Annotated in this window: 19 protein-coding genes; 6 read left to right on the top strand and 13 right to left on the bottom strand. The window is 70.1% G+C overall.

Going from position 1 to position 14,752, the window contains the following annotated elements:
- Positions 1-4: 4 nt before the first annotated feature.
- On the bottom strand, positions 5-490 hold the full coding sequence (locus NZH93_RS35395) for a hypothetical protein (RefSeq protein WP_259627720.1): 486 nt from the start codon (positions 488-490) through the stop codon (positions 5-7).
- A 99-nt stretch (positions 491-589) separates the two neighbouring features.
- On the opposite strand from NZH93_RS35395, the gene NZH93_RS35390 reads away from it, so the two are divergent.
- From NZH93_RS35390 to NZH93_RS35375, 4 genes are all read left to right on the top strand, one after another.
- On the top strand, positions 590-1,372 hold the full coding sequence (locus NZH93_RS35390) for a DUF2470 domain-containing protein (RefSeq protein WP_259627642.1): 783 nt from the start codon (positions 590-592) through the stop codon (positions 1,370-1,372).
- 45 nt (positions 1,373-1,417) lie between these two features.
- Positions 1,418-2,212, top strand: a complete 795-nt coding sequence (locus NZH93_RS35385) for a CPBP family intramembrane glutamic endopeptidase (RefSeq protein WP_259627641.1) — start codon at positions 1,418-1,420, stop codon at positions 2,210-2,212.
- A 139-nt stretch (positions 2,213-2,351) separates the two neighbouring features.
- On the top strand, positions 2,352-3,599 hold the full coding sequence (locus tag NZH93_RS35380; protein ID WP_259627640.1) for an arginine deiminase: 1,248 nt from the start codon (positions 2,352-2,354) through the stop codon (positions 3,597-3,599).
- A gap of 176 nt (positions 3,600-3,775) precedes the next feature.
- Positions 3,776-4,333, top strand: a complete 558-nt coding sequence (locus tag NZH93_RS35375; RefSeq protein WP_259627639.1) for a ferritin — start codon at positions 3,776-3,778, stop codon at positions 4,331-4,333.
- Between the two features lie 71 nt (positions 4,334-4,404).
- On the opposite strand, the gene NZH93_RS35370 is transcribed toward NZH93_RS35375, so the two are convergent.
- From NZH93_RS35370 to NZH93_RS35345, 6 genes are all read right to left on the bottom strand, one after another.
- On the bottom strand, positions 4,405-5,088 hold the full coding sequence (locus NZH93_RS35370; RefSeq protein ID WP_259627638.1) for a hypothetical protein: 684 nt from the start codon (positions 5,086-5,088) through the stop codon (positions 4,405-4,407).
- A gap of 63 nt (positions 5,089-5,151) precedes the next feature.
- The gene (locus NZH93_RS35365; protein WP_259627637.1) at positions 5,152-5,829 is read right to left on the bottom strand and encodes a hypothetical protein; all 678 of its coding nucleotides are present in this window, start codon (positions 5,827-5,829) and stop codon (positions 5,152-5,154) included.
- Positions 5,826-6,344: a SigE family RNA polymerase sigma factor gene (locus tag NZH93_RS35360; protein WP_259627711.1), complete on the bottom strand. Its 519-nt coding sequence runs from the start codon at positions 6,342-6,344 to the stop codon at positions 5,826-5,828. The genes NZH93_RS35365 and NZH93_RS35360 overlap by 4 nt, the downstream gene beginning before the upstream one ends.
- Positions 6,345-6,552: 208 nt before the next feature.
- The gene (locus NZH93_RS35355) at positions 6,553-6,891 is read right to left on the bottom strand and encodes a DUF952 domain-containing protein (protein WP_259627636.1); all 339 of its coding nucleotides are present in this window, start codon (positions 6,889-6,891) and stop codon (positions 6,553-6,555) included.
- 70 nt (positions 6,892-6,961) lie between these two features.
- Positions 6,962-7,912, bottom strand: coding sequence for a DUF5926 family protein (locus NZH93_RS35350; RefSeq protein WP_259627635.1), 951 nt, complete (start codon positions 7,910-7,912; stop codon positions 6,962-6,964).
- Positions 7,913-7,969: 57 nt separating this feature from the next.
- Entirely contained in the window at positions 7,970-8,749 is a 780-nt protein-coding gene (locus NZH93_RS35345; protein ID WP_259627634.1) for a glycerophosphodiester phosphodiesterase, read from the bottom strand.
- A 125-nt stretch (positions 8,750-8,874) separates the two neighbouring features.
- On the opposite strand from NZH93_RS35345, the gene NZH93_RS35340 reads away from it, so the two are divergent.
- The gene (locus NZH93_RS35340; RefSeq protein ID WP_259627633.1) at positions 8,875-10,086 is read left to right on the top strand and encodes a cytochrome P450; all 1,212 of its coding nucleotides are present in this window, start codon (positions 8,875-8,877) and stop codon (positions 10,084-10,086) included.
- Here the strand turns inward: NZH93_RS35340 and NZH93_RS35335 are convergent.
- Genes NZH93_RS35335 through NZH93_RS35325 form a run of 3 tightly spaced genes read right to left on the bottom strand, consistent with a single transcriptional unit; the run spans position 10,061 to position 12,144 of the window.
- On the bottom strand, positions 10,061-11,065 hold the full coding sequence (locus NZH93_RS35335; protein WP_259627632.1) for a glycerophosphodiester phosphodiesterase family protein: 1,005 nt from the start codon (positions 11,063-11,065) through the stop codon (positions 10,061-10,063). The two genes, NZH93_RS35340 and NZH93_RS35335, sit on opposite strands and share 26 nt — an antisense overlap.
- Before the next feature lie 51 nt (positions 11,066-11,116).
- Positions 11,117-11,362, bottom strand: coding sequence for a DUF397 domain-containing protein (locus tag NZH93_RS35330; RefSeq protein ID WP_259627631.1), 246 nt, complete (start codon positions 11,360-11,362; stop codon positions 11,117-11,119).
- Between the two features lie 14 nt (positions 11,363-11,376).
- The gene (locus NZH93_RS35325; RefSeq protein WP_372506965.1) at positions 11,377-12,144 is read right to left on the bottom strand and encodes a DUF5753 domain-containing protein; all 768 of its coding nucleotides are present in this window, start codon (positions 12,142-12,144) and stop codon (positions 11,377-11,379) included.
- A gap of 161 nt (positions 12,145-12,305) precedes the next feature.
- On the opposite strand from NZH93_RS35325, the gene NZH93_RS35320 reads away from it, so the two are divergent.
- A complete protein-coding gene (locus NZH93_RS35320) occupies positions 12,306-12,539 on the top strand; it encodes a hypothetical protein (protein ID WP_259627629.1) in 234 nt (77 codons plus the stop codon).
- Here NZH93_RS35320 and NZH93_RS35315 read toward each other — a convergent pair.
- Genes NZH93_RS35315 through NZH93_RS35305 form a run of 3 tightly spaced genes read right to left on the bottom strand, consistent with a single transcriptional unit; the run spans position 12,536 to position 14,547 of the window.
- Positions 12,536-13,438, bottom strand: coding sequence for a DUF4328 domain-containing protein (locus NZH93_RS35315; protein ID WP_259627628.1), 903 nt, complete (start codon positions 13,436-13,438; stop codon positions 12,536-12,538). The genes NZH93_RS35320 and NZH93_RS35315 overlap by 4 nt on opposite strands.
- 2 nt (positions 13,439-13,440) lie before the next feature.
- The gene (locus NZH93_RS35310; RefSeq protein WP_259627627.1) at positions 13,441-13,788 is read right to left on the bottom strand and encodes a rhodanese-like domain-containing protein; all 348 of its coding nucleotides are present in this window, start codon (positions 13,786-13,788) and stop codon (positions 13,441-13,443) included.
- 12 nt (positions 13,789-13,800) lie between these two features.
- On the bottom strand, positions 13,801-14,547 hold the full coding sequence (locus NZH93_RS35305) for a hypothetical protein (RefSeq protein ID WP_259627626.1): 747 nt from the start codon (positions 14,545-14,547) through the stop codon (positions 13,801-13,803).
- Positions 14,548-14,752 lie beyond the last annotated feature (205 nt).

Genomic DNA, 14,752 nt, shown 5'->3' with positions numbered 1-14,752 from the left:
ATGATCAACCAAACACCCGTGTCAGCACCTTGGCCGGGAAGAGCTTCGGGACCCCGCGGAACGCGACCACCGTGCGGCCCTCCTGGTCCGGGTCGACCAGCCAAGCCCGGCGGTGGCGGCGGACCCGGCCGCGGAGGAGCGGGCCGACGCCCTGGACGGCGAGGACGACGGGTCTGGTGCCCGCGACGACGAGGTAGCGGCCCTCCCAGCGGACCTGGACCTGGTTCCACGGCTCGTTCCCGAGGATCATCCCAACGGGTGGACGTCTTCGGAGGATGAAGACGAAGACGACGGCCGACGCGACCAGCAGGAACACGGGCAGGATCGACGCCGTGCCCACCTGGTAGACGAGCAGCAACTGGGCGACGAAGGCGAGCACGCCGATGAAGGACCAGGTCAGCGCCTTTCGACTGGCGCGTTCCAGGCAGCGTCGGGTCCACTTGTCGTATCGGGCCGCACCTTCGGTGGACGGCTTGTTCGGCACAGCCACAGGCCACCTCCGCCTGACGACGAAGAGGTTACGACGGGTGAAGGTCTTCCGTCTCCAGGCAACTCCAAGTTAGGCTCACCTAACTTTTGGAGGTGAACGGTGACCGAGCACCGACGTCCGCCTGCCCCCCACGCGGCCGAGCGCGCCCGCACGATCGCCGCCCGTGGCGGCCGAGCCGCCGTGCTGCCCTCCGCGGGCGACACCACCGACGGCGTGCGGATCAGCCCGCTGCTGCACCACGTGCACGCGAACGGCACCGCGACGCTGCTGATGCCCGACGACCACCCGCTGGTCGCGTCGGCGTGGCAGGCGCCCCGCGCCGAGGTGACGGCGATGCTGGAGGTCGCCGACCACGCGCCCGTGCAGTTGCGCGAACCGGTCCGCGGCCTGCTGTGGATCACCGGCTGGCTCCGGGCGCTGGACGGCCAGGAGGCGCGGGACGAGGTGCTCGCGGTCGCCGACCAGAAGGCGGACCCCCGCCTGCTGGACGCCGGTCACGGCGCCACGGTGCTGCGGCTGAGCCCGGCGTCCATGGTGATCGCCGACGCCGAGGGCACGAGTTCGCTGCGGCCCGAGCAGTTCGCTGCGGCGACGCCGGACCCGTTCTGCGCGCACGAGGACCACTGGCTGCGGCACCTGGAGCTGTCGCACCGGGACGTGGTGTCGATGCTCGCGAAGCACCTGCCGGAGGAGTTGCGCGGTGGCCACGTCCGCCCGCTGGGCCTCGACCGGTTCGGGTTGCGGCTGCGGGTGGAGGCCGCGGACACGGACCACGACGTGCGGATCGCGTTCTCCCGCCCGGTCGAGTCGTCGAAGGAGCTCTCGGTCGAGCTGCGCCGCCTGGTCGGCTGCCCGTTCCTGGCCCAGACCGGCACGGCCTGACCTGCGACGACAGCACGAGAACGCGGACGCGGCTAGCTTGCACAGGTGAACTGGCTGTCACCCGAACGCCCCGCGTTCCCCGAAGTGCTCCCGAAGGAGCAGCACCGCGGCTACCAGGTCGAGCTGCTGATCGTCTTCAGCGTGACCCTCGGCCTGTCCGGGCTCCGGAGCCTGGTCCGGCTGCTGGACAGCCTGCTGCGACCGATCCCGCTGAGCCAGCAGTCGGTCGCGCTGAACGTGCAGCAGGCGCGGTTCGACCTGCTGGACCTGCTCGCGCAGCTCCTCAGCGTGCTGCAACTGGCCGCGTGGGGCGGGCTCGGCCTCTACCTGCTGTGGCGCGGCGGCATCAAGCTCGGGATGATCGGCCTGGACCGGACCCGGATCGGGCCGGACGCGCTGGGCAGCCTCGGGCTGGCCGCGGTCATCGGCATCCCCGGCCTGGTGTTCTACCTGGTCTCCTACAACCTGGGCTTCAACCTCGCCGTGCAGCCGTCGACGCTGGACGACACGTGGTGGCGGCCCGTCGTGCTGATCCTCGCGGCCGCGGGCAACGCGTGGGCCGAGGAGGCGCTGGTCGTCGGCTACCTGCTGACCCGGTTCCGGCAGTTCGGCTGGTCGGAGAACAAGGCGCTGCTGGCGAGTTCGGTCCTGCGCGGCTCGTACCACCTGTACCAGGGGTTCGGCGGTTTCGTCGGCAACGTGGTGATGGGTCTGGTGTTCGGCCGGGTGTGGCAGCGGACGAACCGGCTGTGGGTGCTGGTCCTGGCGCACACGATCCTCGACGTGGTGGCTTTCGTCGGTTACTCGGTGCTCCGCGGCCACGTGTCCTGGCTGCCCTAGCACTCGAACAACGATTCGCTTGCCCAAACCCCGATCTGCTGAACAATTCACTACTTGCAGGCGTTCTTACGATCGACTTCACGCAATCTGGGCCACTTGGCGCAGATTATTTCTTCGCGAACGGGTTACCCTCCGAAATGTGACTGCGCACATCGCTGAGACGGAAGCCATCGACGGTTCACCGCACCCCGCCCCCAGGGTGGAGAGCGAGGTCGGGCCGCTGCGCACGGTGCTGCTGCACCGCCCCGGCAACGAGCTCAAGAGGCTCACGCCGCGCAACAACGACCAGTTGCTGTTCGACGGCGTGCCGTGGCTGGCCCGCGCGCAGGAGGAGCACGACGCGTTCGCCGAGGTGCTGACCTCGCGCGGCGCCGAGGTGCTGCTGCTGTCGGACCTGCTGGAGGAGGCGCTGACCGACCAGCGGGCGCGGATCGCGGGCATCCGCAGCGCGGTCAACGAGCGGCGCCTTGGCATCGACCTGGCGGACGCGTTGCGCTCGCACCTGTCGACCCTGGCCCCGGAGCCGCTGGCGCAGGCGTTGATGACCGGCATGACGTTCGAGGAGCTGCCCGCCGCCGAGGGCGCGTCGCTGGTGCGCAAGATGCACCACCCGATCGACTTCGCGGTCGACCCGCTGCCGAACCTGCTGTTCACCCGCGACTCGTCGGTGTGGGTGGGCGACCGGGTCGCGATCACGTCGCTGGCGCTGCCCGCGCGCGACCGCGAGACGGCGCTGACGGACCTGATCTACGCGTACCACTCGCGCTTCCGCAAGACCGGCCGCGCGTACGGCGCGCACTCGGCGCCCGTCGAGGGCGGTGACGTGCTGCTGCTCGCGCCCGGCGTGCTCGCGATCGGCGTCGGCGAGCGGACCACCCCGGCGGGCGCGGAGTCGTTCGCCCGGTCCGCGCTGGCCGACGGCCTGGCGCACACCGTGCTGGCCGTGCCGATCGTGCAGGAGCGCGCGACCATGCACCTGGACACCGTGTGCACGATGGTCGACCGCGACGCCGTGGTCATGTACCCGGCGGTGCGCAACACGCTGTCCGCCTTCCCGGTCCGCGCCGACGGCAGCGGTGGCGTGGTCGTGGACGGCCCGGTGCCGTTCCTGGAGGCGGCGGCCGAGGCGATGGGCATCGACCGGCTGCGGGTGATCGACACCGGTCTCGACCCGGTGACCGCGGAGCGCGAGCAGTGGGACGACGGGAACAACACGCTCGCCGTCGCGCCCGGCCTGGTCGTCGCGTACGAGCGGAACGTGGAGACCAACGCCCGACTGGAGGACGCGGGGGTCGAGGTGCTGCGGATCAGCGGCTCCGAACTCGGGTCCGGCCGCGGTGGGCCGCGCTGCATGTCGTGCCCGATCGACCGGGCCGCGCTGGTCTGAGATCGTCATCACAGCGCGCGGTGCGGATCGCATTGCGACATTCGGTCCACACCGCGCGCAAACGTTTGTCCGAGGTGATTCGTAGGTTTGCCTAAGCTTTGTTTGGATAACCTCGCCAAACGAACAGTAGCCTTACCTGCAATGCATTCTTACCACCATTGGGTTACCGTCGCAGCATGGCTCTCAACGTGAAGAAAATCGGCACGAAGACCAACAAGTTCCACGACCTCCTGCAAGCCCAGGTGCGCAACGAGTTCACCGCCTCGCAGCAGTACATCGCCGTCGCGGTCTGGTACGACAACGCGGACCTGCCCCGCCTGGCGTCGCACTTCTACAAGCAGGCCCTCGAAGAGCGCAACCACGCCATGATGATCGTGCAGTACCTGATGGACAACGGCCTCCCGGTGACCATTCCGGGCGTGGACGACGTCCGCACCGAGTTCGCCGCCGCCCGCGAGCCCGTCGCGCTCGCGCTCCAGCAGGAGAAGGACGTCACCGAGCAGATCGTGGTGCTGGCGAAGACCGCCCGCGACGAGGGCGACTACATCGGTGAGCAGTTCCTCCAGTGGTTCCTCAAGGAGCAGGTCGAGGAGGTCGCGTCGATGAGCACGCTGCTCACCGTGGTCGACCGCGCCGAGGGCAACCTGTTCCACGTGGAGAACTTCCTCGTCCGCGAGTCCGTCGGCGAGGACGGCGACTCCAACGCTCCCCGCGCCGCGGGCGGGGCTCTCTGACGTTCCACCCGCCCACCTGAGCGCCTGCGGCCGGCGCCCGTCCCGAGGTCGGGGCGGGCGCCGGTTGGGCGTCAGTCGAGGAAGCACTCCGCGCCCAGGAGCTGCGTCCGCACCCGCTGGACCACGTCGGTGTCGAGGAACGGGCTGCCTTCGCCGCCGAGCAGGAAGACGAAGTACCCCGTCGACTCGTTGGACGGGAAGAGGGTGAACCCGAGCCGGTTCTCACTCGCCTTGACGTAGGTGTCCCGGATGTCGCCCGCGGTCGAGCCGACGCCGATCCCTTCGAGCGTGCGGTACGAGCTGGGATGCGTGATGCGCGCGAGCCCGCTCGTCGGGCTGATCACCACGGCCCTCTCCGTGTCCGGGAAGGTCGTGGTGGAGTAGGTGTGGCAGCCCAGGTAGTCGTCGCTCCCGCGGGTCGTGAGCAGTCCGGTCGCCAGGGCTTCCTCCTCGCTCATGCCCAGTCGGAGTTCGCCCGTCGCCTCAGCCTTGCCCGCCTGATCGTGCTTGACGGCCTGCACGACCGGAGCCGCCGTCTCGATCGCCGCGGGCGTGACCGGAGCGGGCGTCGACTCCGACCTGGACGGTGGGACGGACGACGACGCGCCAGTGGTGTTCGCGGTCGTCGTGACCGGGGTGGTCGCCGCGACCGGGCTGTCGTTCCCCCCGCCGATCGCGATTCCACCGCCGATCGCGGCGACCAGCACCAGTGCGGCCCCTGAAATGATTGTCGCGGACTTGCGTTCGAACTTCATGTTTCTCCCCCGTGCGATGTCGGACGTCCAGTACACGCACGAGGGGGTAAACCGGTTGCCCCGTCAGGTGAGAAAGCATTCCCGCGTGTCGAGCTGCATTCTTATCCTCGTCACCGCTTCGGACTCGACGAGGAAGACGTAGACCCATGAAGGCGTGCCGTTCGCGGTGACGGTGAATCCGAAGTCGTGTTCGACGGCCTTGGGGTACCGCGCTTTCAGATCCGCCACGCTCGCGCCGACGCTGATGCCCATCGACGTCTTCGCGTCGTCCGGGAGGGTGATCCGGACGACGCCCGCCGTCGGGCTGATGACCACCGCGCCCACCGCGTCCGGGTGCCCCTGGGTGAAGTACGTGTGGCAGCCCAGCGAGTCGTCCGGCCCCCTGGTGAGGAACCCGGTCGAGACCGCGTCCGCCTCGGCCATCCCCAGCTTGAGCACCCCGTAGCCGACGGAGCCGCTCACGGGGGTGCTCGGCTCCACCGAGACGGTCTTGGTGACCGTGGACGGGGCCGGGCCCGCGGGGGGCATGGACGTAGGCCCGCCGAGACCGGCGAGCGCGACACCTCCCGCCACCAGCGCGGCCACCGCGAACGCGCTGCCGGCACTGGCCAGCGCCCTGCGCCTGCGCCGCACCCGGCGCGCGCCGGTCACGACGGCGTCGTCCGCACCCGGTTTGACCGGGATGTCCAACCTCTGGTCCTGGAACAGCCTGCGCAGCTCGTCGTCGAGGTCCACGGTCATTCCCTCCTTTCCACGAGCCACCCGAGCTTCGTCCGCAACGTAGCCATCGCCTTGCTGTTCTGGCTCTTGACAGTGCCCTTCGTGACCCCGAGCGAGTCGGCGATCTCCGCTTCCGACAGGCCCTCGTAGAACCGCAGGACGACGACCGCGCGCTGCCTCGGCGGCAGTTCGCGCATGGCCTGCCACAGCGGTTCGTGCTCCAGCCGGTCGACCTCGGCCTGCGCGGGCGAGTCGGGGAAGTCCGCGACGAGATTCTCCCTGCGCAGCCTCCGCCACCGGCTGACGTGCCCGTTGGCCATCGCCCGCCGCACGTAGGCGAGCGGGTCGGGCCCTTTCCCGAGCACGGACTGCCAGCGGGAGCCGACCTTCTCCAGCACCCCCTGGACGAGGTCCGCCGCGTCGTGCGGGTTGCCGGTCAGCGCGTGGCCGTACCGGAGCAGACCGGGCAACGACACACGGACGAACTCAGCGAAGTCCTCCACCACCGCTCTCTCTCCGCTGAACTCGGCGGTCACTCCGACGCCGTGCCCCGCGACCCCGACGTGCACTGGTGCGAACACCGCACGCCCCCCTCCCCGACAGCCCCCACGACTGCCAACGGAAGGCACACGCCTGAGGAGCCGCACCGGTTGCCAGTGTCGGGGCAAGTCGGAAATCACGCACGGGTCGGCGAATGGCACGCAACCTGCACGCGTGTGGAACGTCCTTGGTTGCCTCGGACCGTCAGATCGACGTCGGCGGCACGAACTCGCCGTCGGGGCCGGGCGCGAAGTCGAGGACGCGGACCACGGAATCCACCGGGATCGGCCCGTGGACGTGCGGGAACCAGATGCCGGTCGAGTGCTCGGGTTCGCCGGGTTCCCACTTCACCGGCAGGCCGGCGGGGTCGACGACCAGCAGCAGCAGGTCCGTGCGGCCCGCGAAGAGGAGGTTCGCGGGCAGGTGGACGCTGCCGGGGTCGGAGCAGTGCACGAAGCCGACGGTGGCGAGCGAGTCCGGACGGACCTCGCCGCGCTCGCGGCTGGTGGCCCACTCGGCCACGCTGGTGATGTGCAGGATCACTTATCCACACCCCCTGTGGACAACGTTGTGGACAACCTCGGGGAGCATGGACCGCTCCCCGAGGTGTCGGCTAGCGAAGGGTGATCTGACGGCCGCGCAGACCCTCGCGGGCCCGCCGCTCGGCGTCGGTGATCGGCTCGGCCTCCACGCTGGCCAGCGCGTCGAGCAGGCGCTTGCCCAGCGCCTCGGCGGGACCGGCCCACTCGGAGGAGTGCAGCTCTCGGTCCAGGTCCCACACCGGCACGACCAGGCCGTGCGCGCGGAACGAGCCCGCGTAGCGGGAGCCCTCGCCCAGGTCCAGCTCGCCGCGCACGTGCAGGCGCGCCATCGCGTTGAGCAGCTTCTCCTCGGCCTCCGGGCGGACCCAGCGCAGGTGCGCCTTGTCGCCCGCGTCGACCCAGTAGGCCGCCTTCACGCCGGGGGCGTCGACGCGCGCGGTCGGCAGGATCGCCGAGTTCGCCCGCTCCAGCGACAGCGCCACCTCGCCGGTGGGCTGGTTGTCCGGCGGCATCCACCAGGCGAAGTCGTCGTGCAGCTCGGGGCTCAGCTCGGCGTCGACGTCCAGGATGTCCTGGAGGCGGCCGGGGTTCTCGCCGTTGTCGGGGCCGACGACGGACAGCGCCTCACCGACCTCGGCGGCCTCGGCCCACTGGATGGCGCGGGCCAGGTCGCGGCTGATGTCGCCGGACCTGATCTGCACCTGGAGGCCGACGAACGCCGTGCCGTCGCCGCGCACCAGACCGGCCGCCGCCATCGGCAGCACCGTGGCGAGGGTGATCTCGCGGTCGCCCTTGACGAGCGGCAGCTTCACCGTCGCCGCGGGCACGAACTCGCGCAGCGCGATGAGCTCGCACTCCGAGGCCAGTCCCTCGAACGGACGGGACACCATCACGTCGCCGGGGCCGCCTTCGGAGCCGTGGCAGGCCTTGTACCTCTTGCCGGAGCCGCACGGGCACGGCTGGCGGGGGTTGACCCCGTCAGTCGGCTTCGCAGCGTTCTTCACGGCCGTCCGCTTGGCCACCGTTGGCCCTCCTCGCGCTCGCAGTTCAGTGCGCAAAGTTATCCGACCGCGACCTGCTCATCCGAGTTGGGCGGAGCTTTCCCCCTCGCCCGCGAGGTGCTCACGGGTCTTGATGGGCGAGTTCGTGGCCAGGAACCGCACCCCGAGGTCGCGGCACAGCTCGACGTCCTCCGGCGCGTCGACCGTCCAGACGTACGTGTCGTGCCCCTGGGCGCGGCAGCGCTCCACGTAACCCGGATCGGCGCGCACCAGGTCCACGCCGGGCCCCGCGTAGTCGGCCCACGGCGGCAGCCAGCCGTCCCGGCCCTGCTTCCCCATGTTCTCGATGAGCTGCACGGTCGGCAGGCGCGGCGCGTACTCGCGCAGCTTGCGCACGGCCAGCGTGGAGAACGACATCATCACCACCCGCGCGTCGTCCTTGGTCTCGGGCTTCGACAGCCCGTACCTGCCCAGCGTCGCGGCGACCTTCCACTCGATCCGGCCGGGGAAGCGCGCGGGGTGCTTCGACTCCACGAACAGCTTCAGGTCCGGGCGCGAGGACGTCACCAGGTCGAGCAGCGCGTCGAACGTCAGCACGCGCTGCGGCTCGTTGTCGTACCAGCTCCCGAAGTCCAGTTCGGACAGTTGCGCCAGGGTCATCTCGCTGACCCGGCCGGTGCCGGAGGAGGTGCGGTCCACGACGTCGTCGTGGATGCAGACCAGGTGGCCGTCGGCGGTGAGCCGGACGTCGCACTCGATCCCGTCCGCACCCTGCTCGATCGCTAGTTCGTAGGCCGCCAACGTGAGCTCGGCCCTGTGCGCTGAGGCGCCGCGGTGCGCGACGACGAGAGGTGACACGAGGAGAAACTGTCCGTGACCTGCGGCTCGCGGTCAACTCGTAGCAGGTGAACCGGACGATAACTATTTGAGCTGACAAGCACATCGCGTGGACTATCGCAGGTCGACGACATAGCGTTCCGGTCGTGACCAGTGTCGTATTCGACCAGCGGGACCCGGCGTTCATCGCCGACCCCTACCCCGTGTTCGCCGCCCTGCGCGAGCGCGGCGAGGTGCACTGGCACGAGGACATGGGCATCGCGGTCACCGTGTCGCACGCCGCCGGTTCGGCCGTGCTGCGCCACCGCTCGCTCGGCCGCGTCTGGTCGGACGTGAAGCCCGTCGAGGCGTTCACCTCGTTCAACCTCCTGCACCGGAACTCGCTGCTGGAGAACGAGCCCCCGACCCACGGCAGGCTGCGCAGGCTGGTCGCCGCCGCGTTCGGCCGCGGTCACGTGGAGCGGCTGAGACCGTGGATCGCCGACCTGGCCGACCGGCTGGTCGACGAGCTGTGCGCGCAGGTCGAGGACGAGGGCTCGGCGGACCTGCTGGCCCACGTCGCCGCGCCGCTGCCGGTCGAGGTGATCGCGGAACTGCTGGGCGTGCCCACGTCCGAGCGGTCGCTGCTCCAGCCGTGGTCGAACGCGATCGTCAAGATGTACGAGTTCGACCTGCCGCAGGACAGGAAGGACGCCGCCGAACGCGCGTCCACCGAGTTCGTCGCCTACCTGCGCGAGCTGATCGCCCTGCGCCGCAGGAGCCCCGGCGCCGACCTGGTCAGCGACCTCGTCGCGGTGACCGACACCGACGGCGGCAAGCTGACCGAGGACGAGCTGGTCGCCACCGCCGTGCTGCTGCTCATGGCGGGCCACGAGGCCACCGTGAACGTCGTCGGCAACGGCGTCCTGGCCCTCATGCACCACCCCGACCAGTGGCGCAGGCTCCTCGCCGACCCGTCGCTGATGCCCACCGCTGCCGAGGAGCTGATCCGCTTCGACTCGCCGTTGCAGCTCTTCGAGCGCACCGCGACCGCCGACGTCGAGATCGCCGGGTACCGGTTGCGGGAGGGCGACAAGATCGCCGCACTGCTCGGCGCCGCCGCCCACGACCCGCTGGTGTTCGCCAAGCCCGAGACGCTCGACATCGGCCGCTTCCCCAACCAGCACCTGGGTTTCGGCGCCGGCATCCACTACTGCCTCGGCGCGCCGCTGGCCCGCATCGAGGTCGAGGCCGCGCTGAGCGCGTTGGCGCGCAAGCTACCCGGCGCGGAACTGGCCGCCGAACCGCGCAGGCGCGCGGAGTTCGTCATCCGCGGCCTGCACGAGCTGCGGCTCACGGGTACCGGCGCGGGAGCCTGAAGCCCCGATCGGACAGGACTTCGCGGAGGCGGTCCGGGTAGTCGGTGATCAGGCCGTCCACGCCGTCGTCGATCAGCTTGTTCATCGTCGCCGGGTCGTTGACGGTCCACGGGATCACCTCGAGGTGGGCGCGGTGGGCCTCGTCGACGAGGGCCTTCGTGGTGAACGGGACGTAGTCCGGGTCGCCGACCTTGCCGCCCTGCGGGTTGCCGTGGACCGGCGAGAGAGCGCTGGCACCGAAGCTCTTCACGGCTTTGACGGGACTGCCGCCGAAATCGGCTAGGTCGAGGCCGCCGAGCCACGGCGAGCCGGGGCGCAGGAACTCCGGCTGGGTCAGGGCCACCAGCGCGATGCGGGGTTCCACCTGGCGCATCCGCATCAGGGCGCCCCAGTCGAAGCTCTGCACGGTGACGTTGCGCAGGTAGCCGGAACGCCGGATCTCGCGGGCGGCCACCTGGACGAACTGCTCCCGCGGCGCGGTTTCCTGCGGTGCGGCGGCTTCGACCTTGGTCTCGATGTTGAAGCGGATGTCACGCGCGTGGTGGCGGCGCGCGAGGTCGAAGACCTCCCGCAGCGTCGGCATCCTCGCGCCGGGCGACAGCTCCTGGTCCGGGTACTGCTCCCAGCGGCGGGACCCGCAGTCGAGCGTGCGGACCTGCGCGAACGTCAGGTCCCGCACGTACTTGCCCGCGTACGGGAACGCCGGGTCACCGGGCGTGGCGGGCGCCGTGTCGACGCACTTCGCCGGGTTGGTCTTCCGGTCGTGCGTCACGACTTCGCGGCCGTCGGAGGTGATCTGGATGTCCAGCTCCAGCGTCGTCACACCGACGCCAAGCGCCTTGTCGAACGCCGCCAACGTGCTCTCGACGGTCAACCCGATCCCACCCCGGTGGGCCTGGAGGTCGAACGAACGCCCGTGGGCGTCCGCGACGCCGGGAACCAGCAAACCGATCACGACAGCCGCCACGAGTGCCCGCATGGACCCACCGTGGCAGACCGAGGTGGCCGCGGGGTATCCGCGAGTTGGACGCTAGATGTGCTTGAGGAACGCCGACCAGGAGGACTCGGGGAACGCCAGGACACCAGTAGCGATGTTCTTGGAATCCCGAACGGCGACCATGGGACCGGTGAACGCGACCTCGACGCAGTTGCCGTTGTTGCCGCCGTTGCTCCGGCTGCTCTTGCGCCAGGTCACTTCGACACAAGCGCTGTTGTTGGCACCGCTGCTCCGACTGCTCTTGCGCCACACCGCACCGGTGAAGTCCACAGTAGACACTGTGATCACCTCTTTCACTCGGGGCCGAAGCGCTCGGCAAGCACCCGTTCGATCAGCGCGACCGACTTGTCGGGATCCAGCGCCTTGGATAGCAGGTGTTCGAACAAAAGTTTAGCAGCGTTGACCTCTGCGTCTGCCTCGATGTGCAGTGACCCGGTGACGTACTCGGTGTAGAGGACCTCGGGATCTGACTCGGGAAACCCCAGCACGATGAACGCGCCGTTCATGCCGTGATGGGCGCCCAGGCGATCAGGCAACACCCGAAGGGTCACTGAAGCCAACCGGCTTGCCAGCAGTAGGTGGTGCAACTGGCCGCGCATCACGCTGACTCCGCCGACTTCCTTGCGCAGCACCCCCTCATCGATCAGTGCTACCAGTTCCAGCGAATCCTCCGAGTCGGTGAGCCGCAACTGCCGGATCAGCCGCACCTTGACCTGGTTCTCGAATTCCCGGTCCGAGCGCTGGAGGTGGTGTGCCTCGAACACGGCACGCATGTACGCATCGGTCTGGAGAAGACCTGGGACATAGCTCAGGCAGAACTCCCGCACGTGCGATGCCTCGGTTTCCACGTCGATGTACCCCGTGTCCTGCAAGCCGTACGACACCCACCAGCCCGGTTTCGCGGCGCGGCGGGTCTGCTCGACCAGGTCGGGTTCGTACTGGTCGTAGAGGTCCATCATCGAGCGGACCAGGTGGATGTCGGCGCGGGTTTCGCCCTGCTCGACGCGGTGCAGGGTGCTGCGCGTCTTGTCCAGGGCCGCCGCCGCGTCGTCGAGGGTCATCCGCGCCCTGACCCGCATCGCCTGGAGTCGAGCCCCGAGTCGGCGGCGGCGAAACGGCGGTCGCGTCGGCATCACCCGAGTATGGCCACGGGAAATCCAGAAGCGGGATTTCCACTTTCCTTCACCGGATCGAGTGGATGTCCCGAGTGGACGATGGCCTCATGGAGGCAACCCTTTTCGCGTTGGTGACCGATGAGGCCACCCTGTTCGCGTTCGGCATGCGGATCACCGAGGGCGACGAGACCGACGTCGTCGTGTACCGGCGTGATCCGGAGACGCGCAAGACGATGTTCGGGGTGCACGACTCGGTCGAGCGGGCGGTCCGGCACTACTCGCGGATGGTCCCGGTGGACGTGCTGTGGGCGCCCGACGACTGGGAGAACGAGGTGGTCTAGCGGGCCGAACCGGCGTAGCGCTCGGCGCGCAGCGGCGGTTCGGGCGCGTCCTTGACGCCGACCACGCGCATGAACCGCACCGCCGACGGGTCGACCGGCAGCAGCAGCGTGGTGATGCGGCGGACGACCAGGATCGTCGTGATCGCGACGGCGGCGGCGAGCAGGTCGGCGAACGCGTGCAGCAGCACGCCGTCGGCCAGCGCCTGCACGCTGGAGCGGAACGTCCAGACCAGGGTGAAGGCGACGAACAGGCCGGTGATGACCCACAGGCCCCACCAGATCCGCAGGAGCCTGGACGGGTTGGGGCGGCGGTCGGCCGGTTCGCGGAGGGCGGCGTGCTCCAGTTCGGCCGCGACCGATCCGGGCACGACGAGGTTCACGCCGGGCACCACCAGGCCGATGATGACGTGCAGGTCCGAGCGGGACGGGGCGTAGCCCGCCGCGTCGGCCGCGGCGTCCCTGGCCCGGCGCAGCCACAGCAGCGTGAGCACGATGGCCAGCGCCGACGCGACCCAGGACACGACGGCCGACGAGACGACCATGGCGTCGGACAGGCCGACGGTGGTGGGTGACAGGGCGCCGTACCGGCTGAGCGCGAGCAGCACGTACCGCCAGACCTCGCTGCCCGCGGCCCAGATGGCCGTGAGGGCGGCGAGGCTCAGCGCGTTCGCGGCGGCGCGGGCGCGGGTGCGGACCTGGTCGACCGAGACGGGGACCGCCGCGTCGCCCATGACCGACGTCGGCCAGCGCCACGCGAGCAGCGGGAAACCCCACCTCGGCGGCACGGGGTACGACGGCGGCCCCTGGTAGCGGGGCGTGAACCGCCGCAGCCTGCGCTGGTAGGCACCGGGAGGCGGGGTCGCCACCCAGTCCACGCGCATCGGCTGCAACGGCTGCATGATCAGATGACCTCGGGGTCCGCGCCGCCGACGCCGCCCACGAGCGGGCGGTCCTGGGCGGACCAGTGCTGCATGCCGCCGTCGACGTTCACGGCGTCCCAGCCGTTCGCGTTGAGGTACTGGGTGACGCGGGCGGACCGGCCGCCCGAGCGGCAGATCACGTACAGCTCGCTGTCGGCGGGCAGCTCCCCGAGCCTGCTTGCCAGCTCGCTCATCGGGATGTGCAGGGCGTCGGGCGCGTGCCCGGCCTCCCACTCGTCGGCTTCGCGCACGTCGAGCAGCACCTTGCCCTCGGGCAGCTCGACGGGGACCTCGGACACTTCGACGTTCGGCACGGTCACGCCCGTCATCGTGCCACGTCGTCAGGTCGGGCGAGCGTGAGGAACCGCCTCGGCGAACGCGATCCCCGCCTCGGCGAACCGGCGCTCGTCCAGCGGCAGGGTCTCGCGGCCGGGTCCGACGCGGCTGTACTTCCGGGTCATGGTGCCGTTCAAGGCGCTCGCGCCGAAGTTGCGCATCTCCACCTCGTAGCGCATTCCTCCCGGCGTGTAGACCCGGATCGTCTGGGTCAACGACGCGAAGGGCTCGCTGGAGTGGACGGGGTAGAGCTGGAGCACGGTCCCGTCGGGCCGGACCAGCCTCCGAGCCGGGGCGCAGTCACCCGTGGCGTTGGCCTCGTGGTCCGCCACCGCGACCGGCGTGCCCTCGAACGGCCCTCGGAGGACCCGGAACTGCCCGCTCCCCGCGGTGTCCAAGAAGTCGACCGTGTACTCGTAGTAGCCCTCCGAGGTGCTGTTCGGTCCGACGACGAAGGTGTGACCGGGGTTCACCCTCGCCCACCCCGCGACGCCCCGCACGGCGTCGACCAGCGGGAAGACCGGATCTTCGAGACCTCTGGTGCTGAACTCCCAGCCCTGCCCCGGCGTGCACGGCACCTGCTGGGCGACCCAGTCCGGGCCCGCGCTCCCGCGGTCGGCGGGAGGGCTTCCCAGCGGAGGTTCGGAGGACTCCGCAGCAGGCGTGCGCGACAGCAGGAGGCCCAGGCCGATCAGGGAGGCGATCACGCCGAGGAGCAGGGCGACGCGCCGCGGTTTCACCGGGTGGACCATGACCGGGATGGTTCCAGGTGGGCGTGCGCGAGGTGGGCGGTTCCACGTGGATTCGGCCGACCGGCCGCGCTGTCACGGTCCTTTGAGATTTCTTGAAGGTCCCCGGCCCACTCTTCCACCGGGGGCGGAATCCCGGCGCTGGAGGGGTGCGCCAGGAGTCCACAGTCGCGAAACCCCCCACCGCTGGAGATCCGGTGGGGGGTTT

Origin of the sequence: Umezawaea endophytica, assembly GCF_025061645.1 — a bacterium.
Classification (GTDB): Bacteria; Actinomycetota; Actinomycetes; order Mycobacteriales; family Pseudonocardiaceae; genus Umezawaea; species Umezawaea endophytica.
This window is presented reverse-complemented; position numbering and strand designations above follow the sequence as displayed.

Bases quoted from the DNA above. Each gene is read 5' to 3' on its own strand.
- NZH93_RS35375 (WP_259627639.1), top strand. From the start codon at position 3,776: ATGGCTCTCAACGTGAAGAAAATCGGCACGAAGACCAACAAGTTCCAC.
- NZH93_RS35370 (WP_259627638.1), bottom strand. From the start codon at position 5,088: ATGAAGTTCGAACGCAAGTCCGCGACAATCATTTCAGGGGCCGCACTG.
- NZH93_RS35365 (WP_259627637.1), bottom strand. From the start codon at position 5,829: ATGACCGTGGACCTCGACGACGAGCTGCGCAGGCTGTTCCAGGACCAG.
- NZH93_RS35335 (WP_259627632.1), bottom strand. From the start codon at position 11,065: ATGCGGGCACTCGTGGCGGCTGTCGTGATCGGTTTGCTGGTTCCCGGC.
- NZH93_RS35325 (WP_372506965.1), bottom strand. From the start codon at position 12,144: ATGACCCTCGACGACGCGGCGGCGGCCCTGGACAAGACGCGCAGCACC.
- NZH93_RS35320 (WP_259627629.1), top strand. From the start codon at position 12,306: ATGGAGGCAACCCTTTTCGCGTTGGTGACCGATGAGGCCACCCTGTTC.
- NZH93_RS35315 (WP_259627628.1), bottom strand. From the start codon at position 13,438: ATGCAGCCGTTGCAGCCGATGCGCGTGGACTGGGTGGCGACCCCGCCT.
- NZH93_RS35310 (WP_259627627.1), bottom strand. From the start codon at position 13,788: ATGACGGGCGTGACCGTGCCGAACGTCGAAGTGTCCGAGGTCCCCGTC.
- NZH93_RS35305 (WP_259627626.1), bottom strand. From the start codon at position 14,547: ATGGTCCACCCGGTGAAACCGCGGCGCGTCGCCCTGCTCCTCGGCGTG.